At 72.7% G+C, this 23,474-nt stretch carries 17 protein-coding genes; 12 read left to right on the forward strand and 5 right to left on the reverse strand.

Annotation, left to right across the window (positions count from 1 at the left end):
* Positions 1-38 precede the first annotated feature (38 nt).
* Both AB0K05_RS31950 and AB0K05_RS31955 read left to right on the forward strand, forming a co-directional pair.
* Complete coding sequence (locus AB0K05_RS31950) at positions 39-1,145, forward strand: histidine kinase (protein ID WP_364234061.1); 1,107 nt, start codon at positions 39-41, stop codon at positions 1,143-1,145.
* Positions 1,142-1,792 carry a response regulator transcription factor gene (locus tag AB0K05_RS31955; protein ID WP_219546841.1) on the forward strand — a complete coding sequence of 217 codons (651 nt, stop codon included), beginning with the start codon at positions 1,142-1,144 and terminating at the stop codon, positions 1,790-1,792. Before AB0K05_RS31950 ends, AB0K05_RS31955 begins: the two co-directional genes overlap by 4 nt.
* Here AB0K05_RS31955 and AB0K05_RS31960 read toward each other — a convergent pair whose 3' ends face one another.
* Both AB0K05_RS31960 and AB0K05_RS31965 read right to left on the reverse strand, forming a co-directional pair.
* A complete protein-coding gene (locus tag AB0K05_RS31960) occupies positions 1,793-2,752 on the reverse strand; it encodes an endonuclease/exonuclease/phosphatase family protein (protein ID WP_364234064.1) in 960 nt (319 codons plus the stop codon).
* Between the two features lie 104 nt (positions 2,753-2,856).
* Entirely contained in the window at positions 2,857-3,741 is an 885-nt protein-coding gene (locus tag AB0K05_RS31965) for a M23 family metallopeptidase (protein ID WP_364234066.1), read from the reverse strand.
* A gap of 396 nt (positions 3,742-4,137) precedes the next feature.
* Here AB0K05_RS31965 and AB0K05_RS31970 point away from each other — a divergent pair, with 396 nt between their 5' ends.
* Both AB0K05_RS31970 and AB0K05_RS31975 read left to right on the forward strand, forming a co-directional pair.
* Positions 4,138-7,386 carry a LamG-like jellyroll fold domain-containing protein gene (locus tag AB0K05_RS31970; RefSeq protein WP_364234068.1) on the forward strand — a complete coding sequence of 1,083 codons (3,249 nt, stop codon included), beginning with the start codon at positions 4,138-4,140 and terminating at the stop codon, positions 7,384-7,386.
* Between the two features lie 43 nt (positions 7,387-7,429).
* Positions 7,430-13,651: an RHS repeat-associated core domain-containing protein gene (locus AB0K05_RS31975; protein ID WP_364234071.1), complete on the forward strand. Its 6,222-nt coding sequence runs from the start codon at positions 7,430-7,432 to the stop codon at positions 13,649-13,651.
* Between the two features lie 37 nt (positions 13,652-13,688).
* Here AB0K05_RS31975 and AB0K05_RS31980 read toward each other — a convergent pair whose 3' ends face one another.
* The gene (locus AB0K05_RS31980) at positions 13,689-14,519 is read right to left on the reverse strand and encodes a hypothetical protein (protein WP_364234073.1); all 831 of its coding nucleotides are present in this window, start codon (positions 14,517-14,519) and stop codon (positions 13,689-13,691) included.
* 31 nt (positions 14,520-14,550) lie between these two features.
* Complete coding sequence (locus tag AB0K05_RS31985; protein WP_364234076.1) at positions 14,551-15,123, reverse strand: DUF5753 domain-containing protein; 573 nt, start codon at positions 15,121-15,123, stop codon at positions 14,551-14,553.
* Between the two features lie 137 nt (positions 15,124-15,260).
* Between AB0K05_RS31985 and AB0K05_RS31990 the strand changes: the two genes are divergently transcribed.
* The gene (locus AB0K05_RS31990) at positions 15,261-16,070 is read left to right on the forward strand and encodes a hypothetical protein (RefSeq protein ID WP_364234078.1); all 810 of its coding nucleotides are present in this window, start codon (positions 15,261-15,263) and stop codon (positions 16,068-16,070) included.
* Positions 16,067-16,444 carry a GntR family transcriptional regulator gene (locus AB0K05_RS31995; RefSeq protein ID WP_148035843.1) on the forward strand — a complete coding sequence of 126 codons (378 nt, stop codon included), beginning with the start codon at positions 16,067-16,069 and terminating at the stop codon, positions 16,442-16,444. Before AB0K05_RS31990 ends, AB0K05_RS31995 begins: the two co-directional genes overlap by 4 nt.
* An 8-nt stretch (positions 16,445-16,452) precedes the next feature.
* Here AB0K05_RS31995 and AB0K05_RS32000 read toward each other — a convergent pair whose 3' ends face one another.
* Positions 16,453-17,028, reverse strand: coding sequence for a hypothetical protein (locus tag AB0K05_RS32000; protein WP_271278700.1), 576 nt, complete (start codon positions 17,026-17,028; stop codon positions 16,453-16,455).
* 128 nt (positions 17,029-17,156) lie between these two features.
* Here AB0K05_RS32000 and AB0K05_RS32005 point away from each other — a divergent pair, with 128 nt between their 5' ends.
* From AB0K05_RS32005 to AB0K05_RS32030, 6 genes are all read left to right on the forward strand, one after another.
* The gene (locus AB0K05_RS32005; protein WP_364234083.1) at positions 17,157-18,155 is read left to right on the forward strand and encodes an NAD(P)-dependent alcohol dehydrogenase; all 999 of its coding nucleotides are present in this window, start codon (positions 17,157-17,159) and stop codon (positions 18,153-18,155) included.
* Positions 18,156-18,197: 42 nt separating this feature from the next.
* On the forward strand, positions 18,198-19,025 hold the full coding sequence (locus AB0K05_RS32010; protein ID WP_364234085.1) for a DUF72 domain-containing protein: 828 nt from the start codon (positions 18,198-18,200) through the stop codon (positions 19,023-19,025).
* Positions 19,026-19,071: 46 nt separating this feature from the next.
* Positions 19,072-20,016, forward strand: a complete 945-nt coding sequence (locus AB0K05_RS32015; protein ID WP_364234087.1) for an RNA polymerase subunit sigma-70 — start codon at positions 19,072-19,074, stop codon at positions 20,014-20,016.
* Between the two features lie 61 nt (positions 20,017-20,077).
* Entirely contained in the window at positions 20,078-20,473 is a 396-nt protein-coding gene (locus tag AB0K05_RS32020; RefSeq protein WP_271278704.1) for a nuclear transport factor 2 family protein, read from the forward strand.
* 110 nt (positions 20,474-20,583) lie between these two features.
* The gene (locus AB0K05_RS32025) at positions 20,584-22,530 is read left to right on the forward strand and encodes a beta-galactosidase (protein ID WP_271278705.1); all 1,947 of its coding nucleotides are present in this window, start codon (positions 20,584-20,586) and stop codon (positions 22,528-22,530) included.
* A 77-nt stretch (positions 22,531-22,607) separates the two neighbouring features.
* Positions 22,608-23,465: a hypothetical protein gene (locus AB0K05_RS32030; protein ID WP_364234091.1), complete on the forward strand. Its 858-nt coding sequence runs from the start codon at positions 22,608-22,610 to the stop codon at positions 23,463-23,465.
* Positions 23,466-23,474: the final 9 nt, after the last annotated feature.

A 23,474-nucleotide genomic window follows, 5' to 3' on the forward strand; every position in this document is an offset into this window, starting at 1 on the left:
CACCCCAGGATCGGGCAGATCGCTCGTACAGTGGCGTCATGCGGCGAATCGAGCCGGACGTGTGGGCCGGTCTGGCGATGCTGCTGGTGTGCGTCGGGGTGGGCGCTCCGACGCTGCTCGGCGTGACCGAGACGTGGGTGCCCCTGCCTGTCTGGAGCGCGTTGTTCGCGGGCCTGATGCTCGCGTGCCTGGGCGCCGTGGTCTGGGAGGAAGACAAGAAGAAGGCGGCGTGGGTCTGTTACGCCGCGGCGGTCGTGCTGGGCTGGCTGACGGTCCTGACGGCGCCCCGGGCCGGATGGCTGCCGATCCTGCTGGTCTTCACCGCGACCTTGAGCGCCTACGTCGCGCCACGGTGGGCGGGCCCCGTGGTGATCGCGCTCAACACCGCCGTCATCGCCGTGACCGCGGGCCTCGCCGGCGCCGACCCCACCGGGATCGGTCTCGGCGCGCTGCTGTACCTGCTGATTCAGACGGCGGCGGTGCTCAGCTCGGTGGCGATCATCCGGGAGCAGCGGCTGCGCCGCGAGCTGGCCGAGGCGCACGTGGAGCTGCGGGCGGCGAGCGTCATCCTGGCCGACACCGCGCGGGCGCACGAGCGCCTGCGCATCGCCCGCGAGCTGCACGACCTCATGGGACACCAGCTCACGGCGCTCACCCTGGAGCTGGAGGTCGCCAGGCACCACGAGGGCGCCGCCGCCCGCACCCACATCGAGCGCGCCGACGGGGTGGCGCGCAACCTGCTGCGGGACGTGCGCACGACCGTCGGGCAGCTCCGCGCCGACGCGCCCGACCTGCGCGAGTCCCTCGACGCCCTGGTACGCGACATCCCGGGGCTCGACGTGGGCATCAGCATCGACGACGTGAGCCTGTCCGAGGAGGTGACGCTGACGCTCATCCGCGCCGTACAGGAGATCGTCACCAACACCATCCGGCACGCCGGCGCGACCTCGCTGCGCATCAGCATCGAGAACACGCCCGGCCAGGCCGTCAAGCTCACCTCCGTCGACGACGGACGCGGCAGCCCCGAGCTGCGGCTCGGCAACGGCCTGCGCGGGCTGCGCGAGCGCATCGACGCCATCGGCGGCGACGTCAGGCTCGACGGCAGCGACGGGTTCCGCGTGACGGCGACGGTGCCCGCGCGATGATCCGGGTGATCGTGGTCGACGACCAGACCCTGGTGCGGCAGGGCATCCGCAGCCTGCTCGACCTGACCGACGACATCGAGGTGGCGGGGGAGGCCGACGACGGCATGTCCGCGCTGGCGGCGATCGAGGAGCACGCCCCCGACGTCGTCCTGCTCGATCTGCGCATGCCCCGCCACGACGGCATCTGGACGCTGAACGCGCTGCGCGAGCGGGCGGGTGACGCGCCGCCGGTGCTCGTGCTGACCACGTTCGACAGCGACACTCTCGTCCTGGACGCGATGCGCGCGGGGGCGGGCGGCTACCTGCTGAAGGACGTGACGCTGGAGCGGCTGACCCGGGCGATCCGCGTCCTGGCCGGCGGGGGGACGCTGATCTCGCCGTCCATCACCGAGCGGCTGATGCGGGCGGTGCACCGCCGGCCGCCGCCGGACGAGGCAGGGCTGCCCGCGATCCAGCAGCTCACCGAGCGCGAGCTGGAGGTGCTGCGGCTGGTCGCGGAGGGGTACAGCAACCGCGAGATCGCGCGGGCGCTGTTCCTGGCCGAGGGTACGGTCAAGAACCACGTCTCGACCGTGCTGCTCAAGCTCGGCGCGCGAGACCGCACGAACGCGGTGCTGCGCGCCCTGCACGCCCACGTCCTTGACTGATCAGAGCTTGATACGGGCCGCGACCGGCAGGTGGTCGCTGCCGGTGGCGGGCAGGGTCCACGTGGTCACCGGCGTCGCCGCCCGGGTCATGACGTGGTCGATCCTGGCCAGAGGGAAGGCGGTGGGCCAGGTGAAGCCGAAACCCTCGTCCGCCGGGGTCAGCCGCGAGGTGACCGGGGCCAGGCCGCGGTCGTCGAGGGTGCTGTTGAGGTCGCCCATCAGGACGATCCGGTCCAGCTTCTCCGCCGCGAGGGCGGCGCCCAGTTTGCCGGCGCTCTCGTCGCGCCAGGCCGAGCCGAAGCCGTCGGGCAGCCGGATGCGGACCGACGGCAGGTGGGCGACGTACGCGGCCAGGTCGCCGTACGGTGTCCGCACGGTCGCCCGCAGCCCCCGGCTCCAGTCGCCTCCGACCTCCGCCGGCCTGATGTCCACCGGCCCGGAGTCCGCGAGGGGATGCCTGGACCAGAGCCCGACGCTGCCGACCACCACGTGGTGCGGGTGATCGGGCGCGAGGACGGCCTCGTACACCGGCCGGGCCTCGGGCGTCAGCTCCTCCAGGGCGATCAGGTCGGCCCCGGCTCCGGCGAGCGCGCGGGCGGTGCCTTCCGGGTCGGGGTTCTCGTCGTTCACGTTGTGCTGGAGCACGGTCAGGTCGTGGGCCGCTCCCTGGCCGGCGGGTAACAGCCGGGCGCCGAAGAGGCCGCCCCACACCGCCGAGGGAAGCACCAGCGCCACCAGCGCGAGGGCCGAGCGGCGCAGCAGCGCCAGGACGAGCAGCACCGGCACGGCCAGGCCGGCCCAGGGCCGGAAGGTCTCCAGCAGGCTGCCGAGCCGGCCCACCGTGTTGGGCAGCACGCCGGGGAACGCCGTCAGCACGGCCACCACCACGGCGACCGCCGCCAGGACCCGCCCGCGGGTCCACGACATCCCGCCGCCGGCGTTCCGATCTTGCGCGCTCATGCCGCCGACCGTACGGGACGTCGCGGGTTCCCGGCTGGATCTCGGGGGAATCGCCGCCTGCGGACGGAGGCCGTGGTCCGCAGGCGGACGAGTGCGGAGCGGCGTCAGGCGCCGCAGTGTTCGAAGGGGCTGGTGTACGAGCTGCTGCCGACCGAGCCGCCCCACTTGACGCACTGGCCGGGGGCCGACCGCTTGACCGGGCCCGCGTAGTAGCCGTAGCTGCCGGAGTCGGTCGTGCGGGTCGAGCCCTGCGGTTCCAGGAAGGCCGACACCGGCGAGGCCGTGCCGACGTTCGTGGTCTTCAGGGTGACGACGCAGTTGTAGCCGTTGCCGGAGTTGTAGAGCAGGTAGACGCGGCCCCCGGTGAGCGCGGCGGAGTCGATGACGCCGTAGCCGCTGCCGCAGGCTTCCTGCGGGGTGTAGGGGTTGCTGCCGCCGCCGCAGGCGTTGGTGCTGGTGATGGCCTTCTTCTGGCCCAGGGAGACGGTGACGCCGTCGACGGTCGGGCTGGTGTCCATGGCGCCGGTGGAGGTGCGCTGCTCGTAGTGCAGGTGCGGGGCGTCGGTGCCGCCTGTGGCGCCGACGGTGCCGATGGCGGTGCCCTGGCCGACGCTCATGGAGCCGCCCGCCGCGCGGACCATGGTGGCGAGGTGGGCGTAGCGGGTCCTGGTGCCGTCGCTGTGCCGGATCTCCACCCACTGGCCGTAGCTCGTGCTGCCGGCGTTGTAGAAGTACGCGGTGCCGGCCGCGGTGGCGCGGACGGTCTCGCCGTTGGTGGCGTCGCCGCCGTAGCTCTGCCAGTCGATGGAGCCCGACGGGTTGTGGTTGGGGGTCCAGTTGTTGGCGTAGAAGGTCTTTCCGCAGTTGAACGGGCTCTTGTGGGACGCCAGGGCGGTGGACGCCGAGGCGGCCTGGGGGACCAGCGTGGCGGCGAGGGTGACGACGAACGCGATGATCATCGGCCGGGTCGGCTTGCCGGTTGCGGGCATGCGTACCTCTCGGAAAAAGGGGGGTGAGGGGGGTTCGCTGTGGCCACGGAACGTGATCGGAAAGATATCTCTGAAAGTTGTCTTCATCAATCCCTGATGACATGAAAGTTGACCGTGACGCGTAAGGCGGCCTGCCGACCGCCATATCTCCTGCGTCAGGGCCGGTTTGGCGAAAGTTGTCAAAAAACCCGGGTTTCATGGAAAACCTTTACAGACCGCGATCAGCCTCTTGATCACCCCCTCCCCCGCGTACACACTTGCGCTGAATCCCCGGCTTTACAGAGCGTCGTCGGAGGCATGATGGCTCGGGTCAGGAGCACCGCAACATCGCCAGGCCACCGTTTACGTCCGAGCCTCAGACCCGTCACAGCAGTCGCCGCAGCGGCTGCTTTTCTGTTGGCAGGGCTGACAGCACCGACCCCCGTCCAGGCGGGCACCCCGGTCACACACCGGGAGCCCCCGCCTGACACCGCCACCGAGCGGGGCGCCCTCGACGTGGCCCGCCAGAAGAACGAACGCGTCGAAGTCGGCTCGCTGCGCACCGAGACCCGCACCGTCTACGCCACCCCCGGGGGCAGCCTCGTCCTGGAGCAGAATGCCCGCCCCGTCCGGGTACGCCAGGACGGCCGGTGGACCCCGGTCGACACCACCCTGCGCCGCCTGCCCGACGGCTCGGTCGCCCCCGCCGCGACGGCGGTGGACCTGCGGTTCTCCGGCGGCGGCGACGCCCCGATGGCCAAGGTTGCCAGGGGCGCCAAGTCCCTCGCGATGACCTGGCCGGGCAAGCTGCCCGAGCCCGTGCTCGACGGCGCCACCGCGACCTACGCCGAGGTGCTGCCCGGCGTCGACCTCCAGGTGACGGCCGACGTGGACGGCTTCTCGCACGTCCTCGTGGTCAAGACCAGGGAGGCCGCGCTGAGCGGCCGGCTCGACCGGCTGAACTTCGCCCTCCAGCCGGAGGGCCTCACCGTACGGCGGGGCCGGGGCGGCGGGATGGAGGCGGTGGACCGGACGGGCGCGGAGGTGTTCGCCGCGCCGACGCCGCTGATGTGGGACTCGCCCGACACCGTCAGAGCCCTGGCCAAGCGGCCCGGCGAGGGGCCGGACCCCGGCACCCGGCACGAGGCGATGGGCCTGCGGGTCGACGACCGCGCGCTGACGCTCACCCCCGACAAGGCCATGCTGGCCGACCCGGACACCCGCTACCCCGTCTACCTGGACCCGTCGGTGTCCGCGCCGCGCGGCTCGTGGACCGCGGTGTGGAAGCGGTATCCGACCACCAACTACCTCAACTCCAGCGACGTGGCGCGCGTCGGGCACGAGAACGACACCGGCGGCACGAACCGCTCGTTCTTCCAGATGAACACCGGCAGCGCCATCCACGGCAAGCAGATCATCAAGGCCACCCTGCGCACGTACGAGACGTGGTCGTGGTCGTGCACCAAGAAGCCCGTCGAGCTCTGGCGGACCGGCACCATCAGCAAGTCCACCACCTGGAACAACCAGCCGACCTGGTACGAGAAGCTCAACACCCAGACGGTGGCCAAGGGCTGGGGCACCGCCTGCCCGGCCGGCGGCGTGGAGTTCGACGCCACGGCGGCGGCGGTGCAGGCGGCGGCCAAGAGCTGGCCGAACATCACGCTGGGCCTGCGCGCCAGCAGCGAGACCGACACGTACGCGTGGAAGAAGTTCCGCAACAACCCCACGCTCGTCGTCGAGTACAACACCATCCCGACCACTCCCGTCGCGGCCGACGTCTGGTCCGACCCGGGCGGCGCGTGCGTCTCCGGCACGGCACGGCCGAGGATCGGGACGGCGACGCCGAAGCTGTGGGCGAAGCTGCGCGACGGCGACAACTCGGTGAAGGCCCGCTTCGAGTGGTACGACGCGGCAGGGACGAAGCGCGGCGAGTTCCTCACCGCCGCGGCCTCCTCCGGCAACGCGTTCACCGCGACCGTCCCCGCAGGCGTCTACACGGACGGCTCGGTGATCCGGTGGCGGGCGCGCGGCGAGGACGGCCAGGCGAACAGCGGCTGGAGCCCGTACTGCGAGATCGGCGTGGACACCACCGCGCCGGGCCGCGAGCCGACGGTCTCCTCGGCGCGGTACCCGGAGAACGCCTGGGGCGACGGGCTCGGCCGGGCCGGGGAGTTCACCTTCGGCGCGAACGGCGAGGCCGACGTGACCTCGTTCCTGTACGGGCTCAACACCAGCCCCGTCACCGAGGTGAGCGCGACCGGCGGCGCGGCGACGATCAGTCTCACCCCGCTGGAGGAGGGCCCGAACGTGCTGTCCGTGCGCAGCAAGGACGGCGCGGGCAAGCAGGGCCCGATCCGCAGCTACGTGTTCAACGTGCGGGCCGGCACCGGCCCCGCGGGCTACTGGCGGCTCGACGAGGGCTCCGGCGCCACCGCGGGGGACGAGGCGGGCGCCCATCCGGTGGCGGTCACCGGCGCCGCCTGGGCCGACGGCCGGGCCGGCAAGGCGCTCAAGTTCGCCGGCGCCGGCCAGTACGCCGCCACGGCCGCCGGCGTCGTGCCGACCGATCAGAACCTCGCGGTCTCGGCGTGGGTGCGGCTGTCGTCGCTGCCCGCGGGCAACGTGGCCGCCGTCAGCCAGAGCGGGCAGGACAACAGCGGCTTCTGGCTCGGCTACAGCGGCGGCGTCAAGTCGTGGGCGTTCATGATGAACCACCCGGGCGGCACCTCGCACACCATCTGGGCGCGCAACCCCGCCGTCGTGCCCGCCGCGAACGAGTGGACCCACCTCACCGGCGTCTACGACTCCGCCACACGCAAGATGACCCTGTACGTGAACGGCACGCTCGCCGCCGGGCCCGTGACATACCACGGAGGGGCCGGACCGGCGACGGCGGTGCAGTTCGGGCAGGCCCGCTACCAGGGCAGGCAGACCGACCCGTGGCCCGGCGAGGTGGACGAGGTCAGGGTGCACGACCGGGCCCTGGCCGCTGGCGAGATCGTGAAGCTGGTCAACCACGCGGCCACGCTCACCGGCCACTGGACGCTGGACGAGGAGACCGGCACCGCCGCGGCCGACGCGGCGGGCGTGACCGGCCCGCTCACCCTCGGCCCGGGGACCTCCTGGACCAGCGGCTGGCTCGACGGGGCGCTCGCGCTCGACGGAGCCGCCGGGCACGCCGAGGCGTCGCGGGCGGCGGTGCGCACCGACGACAGCTTCACCGTCACGGCGTGGGTCCAGCTCGACACGCTGCCGCCGGCCGACGCCGCGGCGGTGGCGCAGCGCGGGACCCGGGCCCGCGGCTTCGCGCTCGGCTACGCCGCCGACGGGCCGCGCTGGTCCTTCGGCATGGCCGGCGCCGACGCGGACGGGGCGCCGGTGACGCGCACCCGATCGGACGCCGTCCCGTACGTCATGGAATGGACCCACGTGGCGGGCGTGTACGACGCGCTCGCCAAGAAGCTGCGCGTCTACGTGGGCGGGCAGCTCGTCGCCACCACCGAGACCGGCCACGCGAGCACCTGGAACGCCACCGGGCCGCTCCAGCTCGGCCGGACCCTGCACGACGGCGCGTTCACCGGGCACTGGCCCGGCATCGTCGACGATGTCCGCACCTACCAGGGCGCACTGGGCGATCTCGACGTCGCCCGGCTCGCCGCCGAATGACCCTCCGCCGGCACCCCCCATGCCCGACCCCTGGACGGTGAGGATGTACGACCACGAGGAGATCCCCGACTACGAGCGCTCGACCTTCCTGATCTTCGAATGGTTCCCGCGTAAGTTCCGCTGGTTCGCCCGGTCCTGCGCGGCCATGGCGATCGTGGTCGTCGTGCCGCTGGTGTACGCCATGCCGGCCGAGGCCGAACGCAGGGAACGGCCGGAGGTCCAGAAGGAGGAGCCGGTGCCCGGCCGGCCGGTCGCCGTGCTGCCCAAGGCCGAGGACGTCACGGCCGAGAAGGCGCTCAAGGCGGCCCCGTCCGTGGCCTGGCCGAAGCCGGGCACCGCCGAGCTCGCGCCCGCCGCGAGCCGGCCGGAGCGGGGCAAGGCCGAGCAGGGCGCGGGTGAGAAGGCCTGGGTGAAGGCCGGTTCGCTGCCGGTGCGGGTAGAGGCCCCGGCGAGCGGGCGCGCCCAGGCGCCGCCCGAGCGGGTCAAGGTCGAGGTGCTCGACCGGGCCAAGACCCCCGGCGTCCAGGGAGTGCCGCTGCGCCTGTCCCGGGGACAGGGCGCCACGCGCGGCGGCCCGGCCCGGGTCGAGCTGGACTATTCGGGCTTCCGGCACGCGTTCGGCGGCGACTACGCCGACCGGCTGAAGCTGGTCAAGCTGCCGGACTGCGCGGGCGCCGCCTGCCCCGAGCCGGAGCCGGTGCCCGCCGAGAACGACGTCAAGGCGGGCGTGCTGACGGCCGAGGTGAACGTCGAAGGCGCCCAGCTGTACGCGCTGACCGCCACCGCCTCGGGCGCCTCGGGCGACTACTCGGCCACGTCGCTGGCCCCGTCGGCGAAGTGGAGCGTCGGCCCCCAGTCGGGCGACTTCAGCTGGAACCACCCGATGCGGGTGCCGCCGTCCATCGGCGGCGAGGAGCCCGTGATCAGCCTCGGCTACTCCTCGCAGAGCGTCGACGGCCGCACCTCCTCCACCAACAACCAGGTGTCCTGGGCGGGCGAGGGCTTCGACCTGACCTCCGGCGGCTACATCGAGCGCCGCTACAAGTCCTGCACCGCCGACGGCAAGAAGACCGGCGACCTGTGCTGGGACCACGAGAACGCCACGCTGATGCTCAACGGCTCGGCCGTGGAGCTGGTCAAGGACGCCACGACCAAGCAGTGGCGGCCCAAGCGCGACGACGGCACCCGGATCGAGCTGCTCACCGGGGCGACGAACGGCGACAACGACGGCGAGTACTGGCGGCTCACCACCACCGACGGCACCCAGTACCACTTCGGCCTCAACCGGCTGCCCGGCTGGACCACGGGCAAGCCCGAGACGAAGTCGGCCTGGACGGTGCCGGTGTTCGGCAACGAGTCCGGCGAGCCCTGCTACAACTCCACCCCCGCGAACGCCTGGTGCCAGCAGGCCTGGCGGTGGAACCTGGACTACTCGGCCGACCGGCACGGCAACGCGCTCACGTACTGGTACGAGACCGAGCGCAACCACTACGGACGCAACGAGAAGCCCGACCTGGGCACCCCGTACGTCCGCGGCGGCTACCTGACCCGCATCGACTACGGCTACCGCTCGGCCGAGCTGTTCTCCGGGGCCCCGGCGGCTCGGGCGGTGTTCACCGTGGCCGAGCGGTGCCTGCCGAGCGGCTCGATCACCTGCGAGCCGGCCCAGCTCACCAAGGACACCGCGAGCCACTGGCCCGACGTGCCGTTCGACCGCAACTGCGACGCCGGCGAGAGCTGCAAGGACCGCACCTCGCCCACGTTCTGGACCCGCAAGCGGCTGGCGAAGGTGACGACGCAGGTCCGCTCCGGCAGCGCGTACCGGGACGTGGACTCCTGGACGCTCACCCACTCCTTCCCCGCCACCGGCGACGGACTGAGCCCGGCGCTGTGGCTGGCCTCGATCCAGCACGCCGGCCACGTCGGCGGCACCGTCACGCTGCCCAAGGTGACCTTCGCCGGGGTGCAGCTCCGCAACCGGGTCGACGCCGACGAGGGACGCGCCCCGCTGTACAAGTGGCGCATCCAGTCGATCAACTCCGAGGCCGGCGCCGAGACCCGGGTGAACTACGCGCCCGAGGAGTGCGCGCCGGGCAACCTGCCCGCCGCCGACCGCAACACCAAGCGCTGCTACCCGCAACGGTGGACGCCGCAGGACGAGATGGAGGTGCTCGATTGGTTCCACAAGCACGTGGTCGCGCAGACCGTGGAGATCGACCGTACCGCCCGCTCCCCCTGGCTGGTCACCGACTACGAGTATCTCGACGGGGCGGCCTGGCGGTACGCCGAGCACATCCTGATCAAGCCCAAGGAGCGCACCTGGTCCGACTGGCGCGGTTTCTCCCGCGTACGGGTGCGTCAGGGCGACGGCCAGGACGGGCCGCGCACGATGACCGAGCACCGCTACTACCGCGGCATGGACGACGACCGGCTGGCCGACGGGAGCCGCAAGGACGTCAGGGTCACCGACAGCGAGGGCAAGGCGCGCGAGGACCACGACCAGCTCTCCGGGGCCGACCTGGAGACGATCGTGCACGACGGCGACGGCGGGAAGGTCCTGTCGGCCACCGCCGAGGAGCCCTGGTGGCGCAAGACGGCCGAGTTCACGTTCGAGGGCGTGACCAAGACGGCCCACATCGTGCAGTCCGCGAAGATGACCGTGCGCGACCTGAAGGAGGACGGCACCTGGCTGCGCACCGCCGAGGAGCGGACGTACGACGAGCACGGCATCCTCACCCAGGTGAGCGACCTCGGCGACGTCACCGACCCCGCTGACGACGTCTGCACCCGCTACACCCACGCCCGCGACCCGGCCGCGTGGATGCTCGACTTCACCAGCCGCGTCGAGACCGTCGCCAAGCCGTGCTCGGCGACGCCGCAGCGGCCCGCCGACGTGCTGTCGGACGAGCGGTTCCACTTCGACGGGCGCGCGTTCGGGCAGCCGCCGCTGCGCGGCGACGTGACCCGCGAGGAGGAGCTGGCCTCGTACGAGGGGAGCACGCCGCGGTACGTGCTGGACGTGGCGCGCACGTACGACGCCTACGGCCGCGAGACGTCGGAGACCGACGCGGCCGGCGGCTCCACCACGACCACGTACGTGCCCGCGACCGGCGCGCAGGCGACCGAGGTGCGCTCCGCCAACCCGCTCGGCCACGCCGACGTCACCTACGTCGAGCCCGCCTGGGGCGAGCCGGTCGCGGAGGTCGACGAGAACGGCCGCCGCGCCGACCTGCAGCACGACCCGCTCGGCCGCCTGGTCAAGGTGTGGCAGAACGACAGGGACAAGGCGGCGGGCCAGTCGCCCAACACCGAGTACTCCTACCTGATCCGCGCCGACGGCCCGAACGTCGTCACCACCAGGACGCTCGCGACCGACGGCACGTACATCGCCAGCCACGAGCTCTACGACGGGCTGATGCGCCCGCGCCAGACCCAGGAGCCCGCGCCCGGCGGCGGGCGGGTCATCACCGACACCTTCCACAACTCCATCGGCGAGGTGGCCAAGACCAACGAGGGCTACTACGCCACCGGTGAGCCGGAGACGAACGTGTTCGCGGTGTCGGACGACGACGTCGCCGGCCAGGTCGTCACCGCCTTCGACGGGGCCGGCGAGATGGTCTCGCAGAGCTTCCGCGTCAAGGGCCAGGAGAAGTGGAAGTCCACCGTCCGGCGCGCCGCCGACCGGGCGCACGTCACCCCGCCGCCCGGCGAGAGCGCCGCCACCCTCATCGCCGACGCCGAGGGCCGGGGCGTGGAGCTGCGCCAGTACAAGGGCTCGACCCCGACCGGCGAGTACGAGGCCACCAAGTACACCTACGACAAGGCGGGCCGGCTCGCCACCGTGACCGACTCCGCGGGCAACGTGTGGCGGCACCACTACGACCTGCGGGACCGCGAGATCAAGACCGAGGACCCGGACAAGGGCGTCACCACCCGCGTCTTCAACGACCTCGACGAGGAGGTGTCCAGCACCGACGCCCGCGGCCGCACCCTCGTGCACGCCTACGACCTGCTCGGGCGCAGGACCTCGACCCGTGAGGGCTCGGCCACCGGGCCGCTGCTGGCCGAGTGGCGCTACGACGTGCTGGCCAAGGGCCACCTGGCCGAGACGGTCAGGTACGCCGGAGGGCAGGCCTACTCCGCCAAGATCGAGGCCATCGACCGGGAGTACCGCACCCTCCGCCAGAGCGTCACCATCCCGGCACGCGAAGGCCCGCTGGCCGGCACGTACCTCTTCAACACCCGCTACACCGCCGACGACCAGGTGCAGTCCATCACGTTCCCGGAGGCCGGCGGCCTCCCGGCGGAGACCGTCACCTACGGGTACGACGCGCTGCGCCAGCCCACCAAGGTCGAGGGCCTGTCCACGTACGTCACCGACGCCCGCTACGGCAAGCTCGGCGAGACGCTCCAGTACGAGCTCAGCACCGGCGCGCGCAAGACGTGGCTCACCTACACCCACGAGGAGGGCACCCGCAGGCTCATCCGCTCCCAGCTCGACAGGGACATCGGAACCGCCTCCGACCTGGACCTGAACTACACCTACGACGCGACGGGCAACGTCACCCGCATCGCCGACCGGGCGTCCGCCGACACCCAGTGCTTCACCTACGACCACCGGCGCCGGCTCAGCGCCGCGTGGACGGCCACCGACGCCTGCGCCGCCCCCGAGCCGCGCTCCACCCTGATCGGCGGCGTCGCGCCGTACGCCACCAGCTACGCCTACGACTCCACCGGCAACCGGACGAAGGAGACCCACCACGCCTTCGGCGGCCGGTCCCAGGTCGTCCGCGACTACGCCTACCCGGCCGCCGGGCAGCCCCGGCCGCACGCGCTCGCGTCCGTCACGCCCACCGGCCCGGCCGGTGAGCAGTCGTCCTCCTACGAGTACGACGCGGCGGGCAACACGATCGTGCGCCGGACCGGCAGCTCCTCCCAGCAGCTCACCTGGGACGCCGAGGGCAACCTCGAATCGGTCACCGAGGCCGGCAAGACCACCTCGTTCGTCTACGACGCCGACGGCGACCGGCTGATCCGCCGCACCCCCACCGACACCGTCCTGTACGTGGACGACCTGGAGTTGCGGCTCGACCAGGCCAAGCAGACCGTGGAGGGCACCCGCTACTACACGGTCAACGGCGAGGCGGTGGCGGTCCGCAACTCGGCGGGGAAGGTCTACTTCTTCGCCAGCGACCACCACGGCACCGCCAACGCCGCCGTCGACGCCGACAGCGGCGCGGTGGCGATCCGCCGCCAGACCCCCTTCGGCACCGACCGGGGCACCCCGCCCACCTGGTGGCCGGGCGAACGCGGGTTCGTCGGCGGGACCGTGGACCCGACGACCAAGCTCGTGCACCTGGGCGCCCGCGAGTACGACCCGGTGATCGGCCGGTTCCTGTCCGTGGACCCGGTCATCGACGAGCAGGATCCGCAGCAGCTGCACGGCTACGCCTACGCCGGCAACAGCCCCGTCTCCGCGACCGACCCCGACGGGCAGCTCTTCTGGTTCGCCGCCGGCATCGCGCTGCGGATCGCCCTCCAGGCCGCGGCCCGGCGGGCGGCGATCGCCGCGGCCCGCAGGGCAGCCGCTGCCGCCGCCCGGCGCGCCGCGCTCGCCGCCGCCCGCCGCCGCGCCGCCGCCGAGGCCCGGCGCAAGGCGATCGAGGCGGCCAGGAAGAAGGCCATCGCCCAGGCCAAGAAGAAGGCCGCCGCCGAGGCCAGGAAGAAGGCCATCGCCAAGATGCGCAAGGCCGCCGCCGAGGCGGTCAAGCGCAGAGCGGCCGCGGCGAGAGCCCGCGCGGCGGCCGCACGGGCCCGCGCCCGCGCCGCGGCGTCACGCGCACGGGCGGCCGCGTCCAGGGCGCGCGCCAGAACCGCGGCGAAGGTCAAACGCGCCGTCGCCCAGCGTCCGAAATTAACCAGGGCCAGACCCAACCACCGGCCCACCACCCGCCGGGCGCAACAACGCGCGAACCCGCCCAAGGCACAGCGAAATCCGTCCAGTAACCAGTCCCAGCCCCGAAGAGGGCTCTCCGAGGAGCAGAAACGCTCCATCGACGAGCAGATGGGAGCGCGCCGCTACAGTCCGGAAGAGCTGGGTTCCCACACCCGCACCGCGCGCAGCGAGTCGGAGCTCATGCCCTGGCAGGGCACCGGGCACGGCCCCGCGAGCAAGCCCTTCGAGTCGGACACCCCGGGCGTCGGCAAGGGCAAGGCGGTCGCCTGGTTCCTCTGGAAGATCCTCAGGCCGGTGGCCAAGGACTGACCACCCGCTGATCGGCCCCGGGACCTCCCGGGGCCGATCACACCGGTCGGAGCATGCCCGAGAGGTGGACCAGCCCTTCCCCGTACCGCTCGTCGACCTCTCGCTCCAGCTCCGGAGTGACCACCCACACGCCGGCCTCGACCCGTCCCGCCAGGATGTCGACAGAGGCCGATCGCAGGCCCTCCACCTCCTTCTCCACCCGCTCCCGCACGGCCTGGAGCTCGGCCTCGGTGTGCTCGGCCGGGCTCAGGCACAGCGCGCCGCCCCAGAGCTCGCGGATCGCGGCCTCGTGAGCGGCGGGGTCGCCGGTGAAACGGACGTTCAGGACGAGCCGCTTCGGGTCGTTGCCGTGGCGCTCGACCGACCCGGGGTCGCCTTCCATCTCCTCCAGGTAGCTCTGGTCCAGCCAGCTGCCCGCGTAGCCGGGAAGCTCCTGGGCTCTGGCGAGCGCGGCCTCCATCGCCTCCTGAGTGGCCTTCGCCGGGTCGGCCGGGCGCCAGCCGCCCGCGGGTCGCGGGCACGGTGAGGTGAAGTCCGGCCCGCCGCCCGGAGCGTCGCGCCGCCCGGCGGGGCGCGGCGGCTCGGTGAGCGTCAGTTTCGCGCCGTCCCAGGTGCCGACCACGTGGTACTCGCCCCACCGCACGCCCCCTTGGGCCGAGTGCTCGACCGCCTCCCAGTCCCACCCGGCCAGGTCGATCCCGCCGCACTGGGGCGGAAGGGACTCCATGACCAGGTCGCAGAGCTGGGGTCCGTGCTCGTCGTCGGACAGCACGGTGCCTTCGGCCTGGTATCGCGTGACGGTCGCGGCCGGGGCCGTCCCGCAGGAAACGACGGTCACCAGCGCGGCCACGAGCAGGGCACCTCTCATGCCTCTGAGACGGGTCCGGGCGCGCGGTGGTTCAACGGGCCTTGAGTCGGTCGATCAGCGTGCGGTAGTCCGTCGCGATGTCGGCCAGCAGGTCGCGCAGCTCGTCGCCGTACACCGCGGCGGCGGCGAACGCCTCGAAGGCCTCCTCGTGGGCGGCGATCTCGGACGCTCCGGTCAGGGTGAGATCACCGGTCAGGGTCTCGACCACGCTCACCGTGCCGTCGTAGATGGTGAACCCGTGGAGCGGGAAGGCCGCCGCCTCCGCCTGCCAGGGGACGACGCCGAGCCGGACGTGCGGCAGCGCCGAGACCTCCACCAGCCGGTCGAGCTGCGCCGGCATCAGGGACGGTGACCCCGGCCGGGTGCGCACCGCGCCCTCCGTGAGCACGAACGCGAACCGCCGGCCCTCTTCCAGGAGCACCGCCTGCGCGTCGACCCGGGCGGCCACCGCGTCGTCCGCGTCCGGGCCGATGGCCAGGCGCGCGTACTCCGACGTCTGCAGCAGCGGCGGGATCATCGCGGGGGAGAACACCGCCATCCACCGCGCGGACCGCACCCGCGCCGCCTCGGCCGCCTCCCGCCCGGCCGGCCCGCCGCCCGTCATCGGGTGTCCTCGCGCCCTGGCAGCTCACCGGGCGTCCGAAGTCGATCCTCCACACCGAGGGTTCTACCACGCGCTTGATTTGTCGCAAGCTTTGACGCATCATATTAAGACAATGCTTGCGACAAACTGGAGGGGTCATGTCGAGCGACGCGTTATCCGGTCACGGCCCGGCGGTGCGGCCGGAGGACCTGAAGATGGCGGAGATCTGGCTGACCGGCCACGGCCTGCCCGACGTCCGGCCGACGCCGCTGCTGGCCGTGCGGCTCGCGGTGCGCCGGCGGGCGCGGCTCGCCAACGCGATCCTGCCGGCCGGCCTGTTCATCGGGGCCGCTCTCGCCTACGTCTCCGGCGAATCCGGGCTGCACGCCATGGTGCCGGTGCTGATCCTGATCGTGCTGGTGGTCGGGATGCTGCTGGCGCAGGCGCTGCTCGACCGGTGGGTGCGCAGGGTCGACCGGCGGGCCGGCGAGGCCCTGCCGCGCCGGACGGCCCACCTGGCCCAGCCCGGCTGGCAGGCCCTGCTCGGCCGGCCGCGCGCCGTGTTCATCGTCGCCACCTTCGCCGGCGCGACGGCGCTCGTGGTGAGCGCGCTGACCGTCCAGGACGCCGACGCGCGGTACGCGGCCCTGGTCGTGCTGGTCGGCGTCGCCGGGGCCGGCGCCGGGATCGTCCTGCAACTGCGCGACCTGCTGGCGCGTCCGATCGTCGCCGAGGACGAGGCCTCGCTGACCGCCGACGTCATCATGCGGATCGAGGACGCGCGCGAGGCCGGCATGCCGACCGTGCCGTGGTCGCTGCCGGTGGTGCTGATCTTCGGCGCCGCGCCCCTCTGGTGGAAGGTCGCGTCGATCGCCCTCGTGATCATCGGGATGATCGCGCTCATCGTGATCACCATGCGGACGCCGTCGAGCGTGACGACGGCGCGGCGCGTGATGAGCCTTTCATGATCGTCATCGACGCGGCCTCACCCGTCCCTCCGTACGAGCAACTGCGCGCCCAGCTCGCCGGCCAGATCCACGACGGCACGCTGCCCGTCGGCTCCCGGCTGCCGACGATCCGCCAGCTCGCGGCCAACCTGGGGCTGGCCGTCAACACGGTGGGCAGGGCGTACCGGGAGCTGGAGGAGGCGGGGCTGATCGAGACCCGGGGCCGGGCCGGGTCGTTCGTGTCGGCCGCCGGCGAGGAGGGCCGCGAACGCGCCCGCCGCGCCGCCGCCGACTACGCGGCCGTGGTCGCCAGCGTCGGCATCGACCCGCACGAGGCGCTCCGCATCGTCGAGGCCGCCCTGCGCCCCACCTCACCGGCGCGGGCCTCCCCCTGAGCGTCCGGTCAGGTCAGGACGACGAGCAGGATGGTCACGCCGAGGGTGAGGTCGAGGACGGCGCAGAACTCGGCGAGCGAACGGGTCACGACCTTGTCCGCCCGCCAGACGATCACGTCCAGCACGACGTGCCCGATCAGGGCCGCGGCGACGAGGCAGCCGCCCAGGACGGGCGGCAGGGATAGCCCGACCAGGGCGGCGCCGCCGAACACCAGCATCGCGGGGAGCTGGCCGGCCCTGAGCCCTGGCTCGCCCAGCATGCCGTTGACCAGGCCGAGCGCGGCCAGGGTGACGGCGCTCGCGACCAGCGCCGGCCACACGTCCAGGTCGAACAGCCGCAGCGCCGTCACCCCCACCACGGACATGCAGAACAACGTCCACACCACGCCCGGCTTCCCGATGACGGCGGTGGCCAGGTAGACGAGCGCGGCGAGGAACACCACCATCCCCTCGTCCCGCGCGTCTCCCATGTTCAGCCCGGAGAATGCGGCGAAGGCGAGCCCGGCCAGCGTCGGCCACCGGTGCGGCAGCGACCTGAGCAATCGGGCGGCGGGGGATACGGGTGTCTCGCTTGCGACGTGCATATCGCCGACTATCACCGCCAGGCCCGCCGCTCCTCCGGGCCCACGGCCCGACGTGTCCGAATACTTGGGAATGTCGTCAGTTCGGACATGATCCAGCGCTGGGTTCGCCGCCGACGCAGAATGGCGGCATGAGAGCGATCGTGCAGGAAGCGTATGGCTCATTCGATGTCCTGAAATTACGTGACATCGACATGCCGGCGGTGAAGGACGACGAGGTGCTCGTCCGGGTGCGCGCCGCCTCCGTGCACCCCGACGTGTGGCATGTCGTGACCGGCCGGCCGTACGTCCTCCGCGTCATGGGGTCCGGGCTGCGCCGGCCGAAGGTCCGCGTTCCCGGCACGGACATGGCCGGGGTGGTCGAGGCGGTGGGCGCGGGCGTGACGCGGTTCCGGCCGGGCGACGAGGTGTTCGGCGAGACCCTGCACGGCATGCAGTGGAAGAACGGCGGCACCTTCGCCGAGTACGTCGCCGTACGGGAGGACAACCTGGCGCCCAAGCCCGGCGACGTGAGCTTCGAGCAGGCCGCGACCGTGCCCACCGCCGGGCTCATCACCCTGATGAACTTCCCGCCGGGCCCGCTGGGCGAGGTGCTGGTCAACGGCGCCGCCGGCGGCGTGGGCGGGCTCGCGGTGCAGATCGCCAAGGCCCGCGGCGCGACGGTGACGGGCGTCGAGCACACCTCCAAGCTCGACCTGGCGACCTCGCTCGGCGCCGACCACGTGATCGACTACACCAAGGAGGACTTCACCCGGCGCGGCGAGCGCTACGACCTCGTCTTCGACATCCCGGGCAATCACCCGTTCGCGGAATGCCGCCGCGTGCTCAAGCCGGAAGGCACGTACGTTCTCATCGGTCACGACCACTACGGCGCCGGGGGCCATCAGGTGCTCGGCAGCCTGCCGCGCATGATCAAGCTGATGGCCCAGTCCATGTTCCACCGGCAGCTGCCGAAACCGACCGGGTCCCCGCCGCCCAGGAAGGAGTCGATGGCCGTGCTCACGGAGCTGCTGGAGACGGGCGGGCTCACCCCGGTCGTCGACCGCGCGTTCCCCCTGGAGGAGGCCCCCGCCGCCCTCCGCTACCTGACCGGGGGCACGGCCCGGGGCCGGATCGTCGTCGTCCCCTAGCCCGGTAACGTGGGGCGAATGCGGCTTCATGTGGGTTGTGCGATGTGGACGCACGGGCCGTGGCAGGGCCGGTTCCTGCCGCATCCGCTCCCGCCGGCGGAACGGCTGCGGGCCTACGCCACCTGGTGCAACGCCGTCGAGGGCAACACGACGTTCTACGCGACACCGGCCAGGAGCACCGTGGAGACGTGGGCGGCCCAGACGGCGCCCGGCTTCCGGTTCGTGGTGAAGCTGCCCAAGACGATCACGCACGAGCGCCGGCTCTCGGGGGCCGACGAGCCGCTGCGCGAGTTCCTGGACGCGATCGAGCCGCTGGGCCCGAGGACGCACGCCCTGTGGATCCAGCTGCCCGGATCCTTCGGTCCCGGTGACCTCGGGACGCTGGCGGCGTTCCTGCACCGGCTGCCGCAGTCCTACCGCTACGCGGTCGAGGTGCGGCACAAGGCGTTCTTCGAGGACGCGCGGGCCGTCCGGTCGCTGGAAGGCGTGCTGGGCCGGGCCGGCGCCGAGTGGGTGCCGTTCGACACGGTGACGCTCTTCGAGACCCCGCCGGCCACCGACGCCGAGCGCGACGCCTGGGTGAAGAAGCCGCGGGTGCCACGCCGGTCGGCCGCGCTCACGGACCGGCCGATCGTGCGCTACCTGGGCCGCGACGACGTCGACCGTACGGTGGAGGGGTGGGGCCACTGGGTGGGCGTGGTGACGGAGTGGCTGCGTGAGGGCCGCTCGCCGACGGTGTTCGTGCACACCCCCGACAACGCCGAGGCCCTGACGCTCGCCCGCCGCTTCCACGACGCCGTGCGCGCCCGGTTGCCGCAGGTGGAGCCGCTGCCCGAGCCTGTCCTGGCCGAGCCGCCGACGCTGTTCTGACGGCCGTGGACGTGTCACCGTACGGAAGGAAGGGCAGGCCGGTCGCATGGAGTACGGCGAGCTGCTGGAGGCGGCGCGCGGCGGCGACGAGAGGGCGTTCGGCAGCCTCGTCGGCCCGTTTCAGGACGAGCTGCGCGCCCACTGCTACCGGATGCTCGGCTCGGTGCACGACGCGGAGGACGCCGTGCAGGAGACGCTCGACCGGGCATGGCGGAGCATCGGCCGGTTCGAGGACCGGGACGGCTCGCTCCGCCCGTGGCTCTACCGGATCGCGACGAACCGGGCGTTGACCCTGGCCGAGCGGAGAGGCCGCCGGGAGCTGCCCGCGGACCTGCGGCCCGGGGTGACCGAGGTGGCGTGGCTGGAGCCGTACCCGGACCGGCTGATGGGCCCGGAGGCGCGGGCGGTGGAGCTGGAGAGCGTGGAGCTGGCGTTCGTGGCCGCGCTGCAGCACCTGCCCCCGGTGCAGCGGGCCGCCCTGCTGCTGCGCGACGTGCTCGGCTACACCGCCGCCGAGACGGCGGGCCTGCTGGACACGACGGTCCCGGCCGCCAACAGCGCGCTGCAACGCGCCCGCAAGGCCGTGGCCGGCCTCCTGCCCGGTACGACGCAGCGGCGCGAGCTGGGCGCCGGCGGGCAGCGGGAGCTGGCCAGGCGGTACGCGGCGGCGTGGGAGGCGGGCGACGTCGAGGCGATCGTGGCGATGCTGACCGAGGACGCCAGATACTCGATGCCGCCGCGGATCGAGTGGTACGCGGGCCACGACGCCGTCCGCCGCTTCCTCATGGAGGCGGCGCGGCGGGAGCGCTGGCGGTTCGTGCCGGCGCGGGCCAACGGTCAGCTCGCGTTCGGCACGTACCGCTGGGACGGGACCGCGTACGTCCCCGGCGGGCTGGACGTGCTGGCCGTGCGGGACGGGCGGGTGGCCGAGGTGGTGTCGTTCCTGGAGGCCGACCTGACCGCGTTCGGGTTGCCGGCCGAGCTGCGATGAGTTTCCCGATCCGGCCGGGTTGTACGGGTGAGGGAGACCATCCAAGGAAAGGCCGGAGCTCATGCGTACCGATGACAAGCGGATCAGGGAACTCGTGGAGCGGTGGGCGCGCGCCGCGCACGCCGGCGACCTGGACGGGGTGGTCGCCGACCACGCCGACGACATCGTCATGTTCGACGTGCCGCCGCCCTACGAAGGGGTCCGCGGCATCGAGGCCTACCGGCGCACCTGGCCGGAGTTCTTCACCTGGCAGGCGGCGGGGGCCACGTACGACATCGTCTCGCTGGAGGTGACGGCGGGGGAGGACGTCGCGTACGCGTACGCGCTGCTGCGCTGCGGGATGCCGGACGACGACCCGAAGGTCCTGCTCCGGCTCACGTTCGGGCTGCGCAAGGAGGGTGGGCGGTGGGTGGTGGCGCACGAGCACCACTCGTTCCCGGTGGGCGCCGGGGCTTGAATCGAATCAAGCATCAACCGTGAGCGTAAGCGAGGGCTTCCCTCTGGGCTTGTGCGGTAGAAGGAAGAACGTTTTAATCCTCCTCTGAAGCACCGACAGGAGGAGGAGCCTTGATCGGCTATGGCGGCGACTGGAATCCGGAGCAGTGGCCCGAGGAGATCTGGGCCCAGGACGTCGCCCTGATGCGCGAGGCCGGCGTCAACCAGGTCAGCGTCGGCATCTTCTCCTGGGCGCTGCTGGAGCCGGTCGAGGGCAGGTTCGAGTTCGGCTGGCTGGACCGGGTCCTGGGCCTGCTGGCGGACAACGGCATCGGCGCCCTTCTCGCCACGCCGACCGCCTCGCCGCCGCCCTGGTTCGGCCACGCCTACCCCGAGGCGCTCCCGGTGGACGCCGACGGCCGGCGGCTCCACCACGGCAGCCGCCAGGGCTTCTGCCCCAGCTCGCCGATCTACCGCGACAAGGCCCTGCGCGTGGTGGAGCGGCTCGGCGAGCGCTACCGCGGGCACCCGGCGCTCAGGTTGTGGCACGTGCACAACGAGTACGGCTGCCACAACGCCCGCTGCTACTGCGACGCCTCCGCCGACGCCTTCCGCGCCTGGCTGCGCGGCAGGCACGGGACGCTGGACGCGCTCAACGACGCCTGGGGCACCGCCTTCTGGTCGCAGCGCTACAGCGCCTGGGAGCAGATCCTGCCGCCGCGCGCCACCCCGTCGTTCACCAACCCGGGGCAGCAGCTCGACTTCCGCAGGTTCAGCTCGGACGCGCTGCTCGACCTCTACCGCGCCGAGCGCGACCTGCTCGCCGGGCTGTCGCCGGACGTGCCGGCCACCACGAACATGATGGCGGGCGCGCACTGGGACATGGACTACTGGTCTTTCGCCAAGGAGGTGGACATCGTCTCCACCGACCACTACCTGATCGGCCCCGACCCGCACATCGACCTGGCGTTCGCCGCCGACTACGCCCGCTCGCTCGGCGGCGGCCGGCCGTGGCTGCTGATGGAGCACTCCACCAGCGCGGTCAACTGGCAGCCGGTCAACCGCGCCAAGCGCCCCGGCGAGCTGCGCCGCAACTCGGTGCAGCATCTGGCCAGGGGCGCGGACGCGATCATGTTCTTCCAGTGGCGGGCCTCCAGGGCGGGCGCCGAGAAGTGGCACTCGGCGATGCTCCCGCACGCCGGCACCGGCACGAAGATCTGGCGCGAGGTGACCGCCCTCGGCACGCTCCTCGGCGCCGCCGCCGAGGTGGCGGGCAGTACGGTCGAGGCCGACGTCGCGATCCTGCTCGACCACGCGAGCGTCTGGGCGCAGGACCACCCGGCCCAGCCCACCACCGAGCTGAAGCCGGTCGAGGTGATCAAGAGCTGGTACGCCGAGCTCTGGAAGCAGGGCGTCACCTGCGACGTCGTCCACCCGGAAGCCGATCTGTCCGGCTACCGCCTGGTCCTGGCGCCCTCGCTCTACCTGGTCAGCGACCACGGCGCCGCCGGTCTCGAACGCTTCGTGGCCGCCGGCGGGACCGCCCTGGCCGGCCCGTACAGCGGCATCGTCGACGAGCACGACCGCGTTAGGCTCGGCGGCTACCCAGGCGCCTGGCGCGACCTGTTCGGGGTGACCGTGGAGGAGTTCTTCCCGCTGGAGCCGGGGGAGAGCGTCACGCTGTCGGGCGGCGGCACCGGGACCGTGTGGACCGAGACCGCGCACACCACCACCGCCAAGGTGCTCGACACGTACGCCACCGGCGAGCCCGCCTGGACCCGCAACGCCTGGGGCGACGGGACCGCCCACTACCTGACCACCCTGCTCGCGGGCGACGACCTGGCGGCCGTGCTCCGCACGGTCTGCGACGAGGCGGGCGTCACCGCCCCGGCGGCTCCCGGCGTCGAGCTGGTGCGGCGGGCCCACCCGGACGGCCCGGCCTACCTGTTCGCCATCAACCACACGGGCGCGGACACGACGGTCGACGCCACCGGCACCGACCTGGCCACCGGCGACCCGTTCACCGGCGAACTCCCCGCGGGCGAGGTGCGGATCATCCGGCTCACGCCCGCCGGATAGCCCGTGGGAGGATCACGCGCGAACCCCGGGTGGATCCGGGGCGTCCTACACACGTGGACGGACAACGGGAGGCTGTCGTGAAGTTCGTGAGCGTGCTGGGCGCCGTGGCGCTCGTGGTCACCGCCGTACCCCCGGCACAGGCGGCGGAGCGGACGGGGCCGGTGAGCGGGGCCGCCGTCTACGCCCGCTACGACGACGGCTACCGGATCGCCCACCACCGCCCGGGCTCCGGCCTGAAGACGCTGGCGGAGCTGAAGAACAGCGTGCAGTTCGCGGCCTCGCCCGACGGGCGGAAGGTCGCCTATGTCGCGGGCGGCGCGTTGCGCGTGCGCGACGGCGGCAAGGTGACGACCGTGGCACGCCGCGTGCAGGACGGCACGCCGTGCCTGACCCCAGCCTGGTCGCCCGACTCCCGGCGGGTCGCGTACGTGACGGGCTCGAAGGTGCGGGTGACCGACGGGCGGACCTCCAAGGTGCTGGGGAAGACGCGGGGCGTGTGCCACCTGACGTGGTCGCCCGACGGCCGCTACCTCGCCGGATACGCCGGCACCACCGACGGCGTCTACCGCCTCGACGTGAAGACGGGGAAGTCGGTCAGGGTCAAGGGCGTGAAGCTGGCCAACCACGTGCAGAGCCTGTCGCCGGGCGGCCGCTACGTGGTGGTGCGGACGCTCGGCCCCGACGACCCGGGCGGTGACGGCGGCTGGCCGGTGTGGTTCACGCCGACGGTGGTCGACACCGTCACCGGGCGCCGGGTGCCGATCCCGGTGAAGAGGGCGATCGGCGCCTTCTACCTGGCGGACGGCCGGCTGGTGGTGCGGGTGCGCGGGCAGGCCGCCAACACCTGGGCCGTGCTCGACCGGCGGGGCCGCGTCACCGAGCGGCTGACCGAGCCGTCCGCGGCCAGTGAACAGTCGCTGCTCCAGGTGCTCTGACCCCTGCCG

Origin of the sequence: Nonomuraea sp. NPDC049486, assembly GCF_040676925.1 — a bacterium.
Lineage (GTDB): Bacteria > Actinomycetota > Actinomycetes > Streptosporangiales > Streptosporangiaceae > Nonomuraea > Nonomuraea ferruginea.

What these genes read in the sequence shown, in the direction of transcription:
- AB0K05_RS31950 (WP_364234061.1), top strand. Translation starts at nt 39, where the DNA reads ATGCGGCGAATCGAGCCGGACGTGTGGGCCGGTCTGGCGATGCTGCTG.
- AB0K05_RS31955 (WP_219546841.1), top strand. Translation starts at nt 1,142, where the DNA reads ATGATCCGGGTGATCGTGGTCGACGACCAGACCCTGGTGCGGCAGGGC.
- AB0K05_RS31960 (WP_364234064.1), bottom strand. Translation starts at nt 2,752, where the DNA reads ATGAGCGCGCAAGATCGGAACGCCGGCGGCGGGATGTCGTGGACCCGC.
- AB0K05_RS31965 (WP_364234066.1), bottom strand. Translation starts at nt 3,741, where the DNA reads ATGCCCGCAACCGGCAAGCCGACCCGGCCGATGATCATCGCGTTCGTC.
- AB0K05_RS31975 (WP_364234071.1), top strand. Translation starts at nt 7,430, where the DNA reads ATGTACGACCACGAGGAGATCCCCGACTACGAGCGCTCGACCTTCCTG.
- AB0K05_RS31980 (WP_364234073.1), bottom strand. Translation starts at nt 14,519, where the DNA reads ATGAGAGGTGCCCTGCTCGTGGCCGCGCTGGTGACCGTCGTTTCCTGC.
- AB0K05_RS31985 (WP_364234076.1), bottom strand. Translation starts at nt 15,123, where the DNA reads ATGACGGGCGGCGGGCCGGCCGGGCGGGAGGCGGCCGAGGCGGCGCGG.
- AB0K05_RS31990 (WP_364234078.1), top strand. Translation starts at nt 15,261, where the DNA reads ATGTCGAGCGACGCGTTATCCGGTCACGGCCCGGCGGTGCGGCCGGAG.
- AB0K05_RS31995 (WP_148035843.1), top strand. Translation starts at nt 16,067, where the DNA reads ATGATCGTCATCGACGCGGCCTCACCCGTCCCTCCGTACGAGCAACTG.
- AB0K05_RS32000 (WP_271278700.1), bottom strand. Translation starts at nt 17,028, where the DNA reads ATGCACGTCGCAAGCGAGACACCCGTATCCCCCGCCGCCCGATTGCTC.
- AB0K05_RS32005 (WP_364234083.1), top strand. Translation starts at nt 17,157, where the DNA reads ATGAGAGCGATCGTGCAGGAAGCGTATGGCTCATTCGATGTCCTGAAA.
- AB0K05_RS32010 (WP_364234085.1), top strand. Translation starts at nt 18,198, where the DNA reads ATGTGGACGCACGGGCCGTGGCAGGGCCGGTTCCTGCCGCATCCGCTC.
- AB0K05_RS32015 (WP_364234087.1), top strand. Translation starts at nt 19,072, where the DNA reads ATGGAGTACGGCGAGCTGCTGGAGGCGGCGCGCGGCGGCGACGAGAGG.
- AB0K05_RS32020 (WP_271278704.1), top strand. Translation starts at nt 20,078, where the DNA reads ATGCGTACCGATGACAAGCGGATCAGGGAACTCGTGGAGCGGTGGGCG.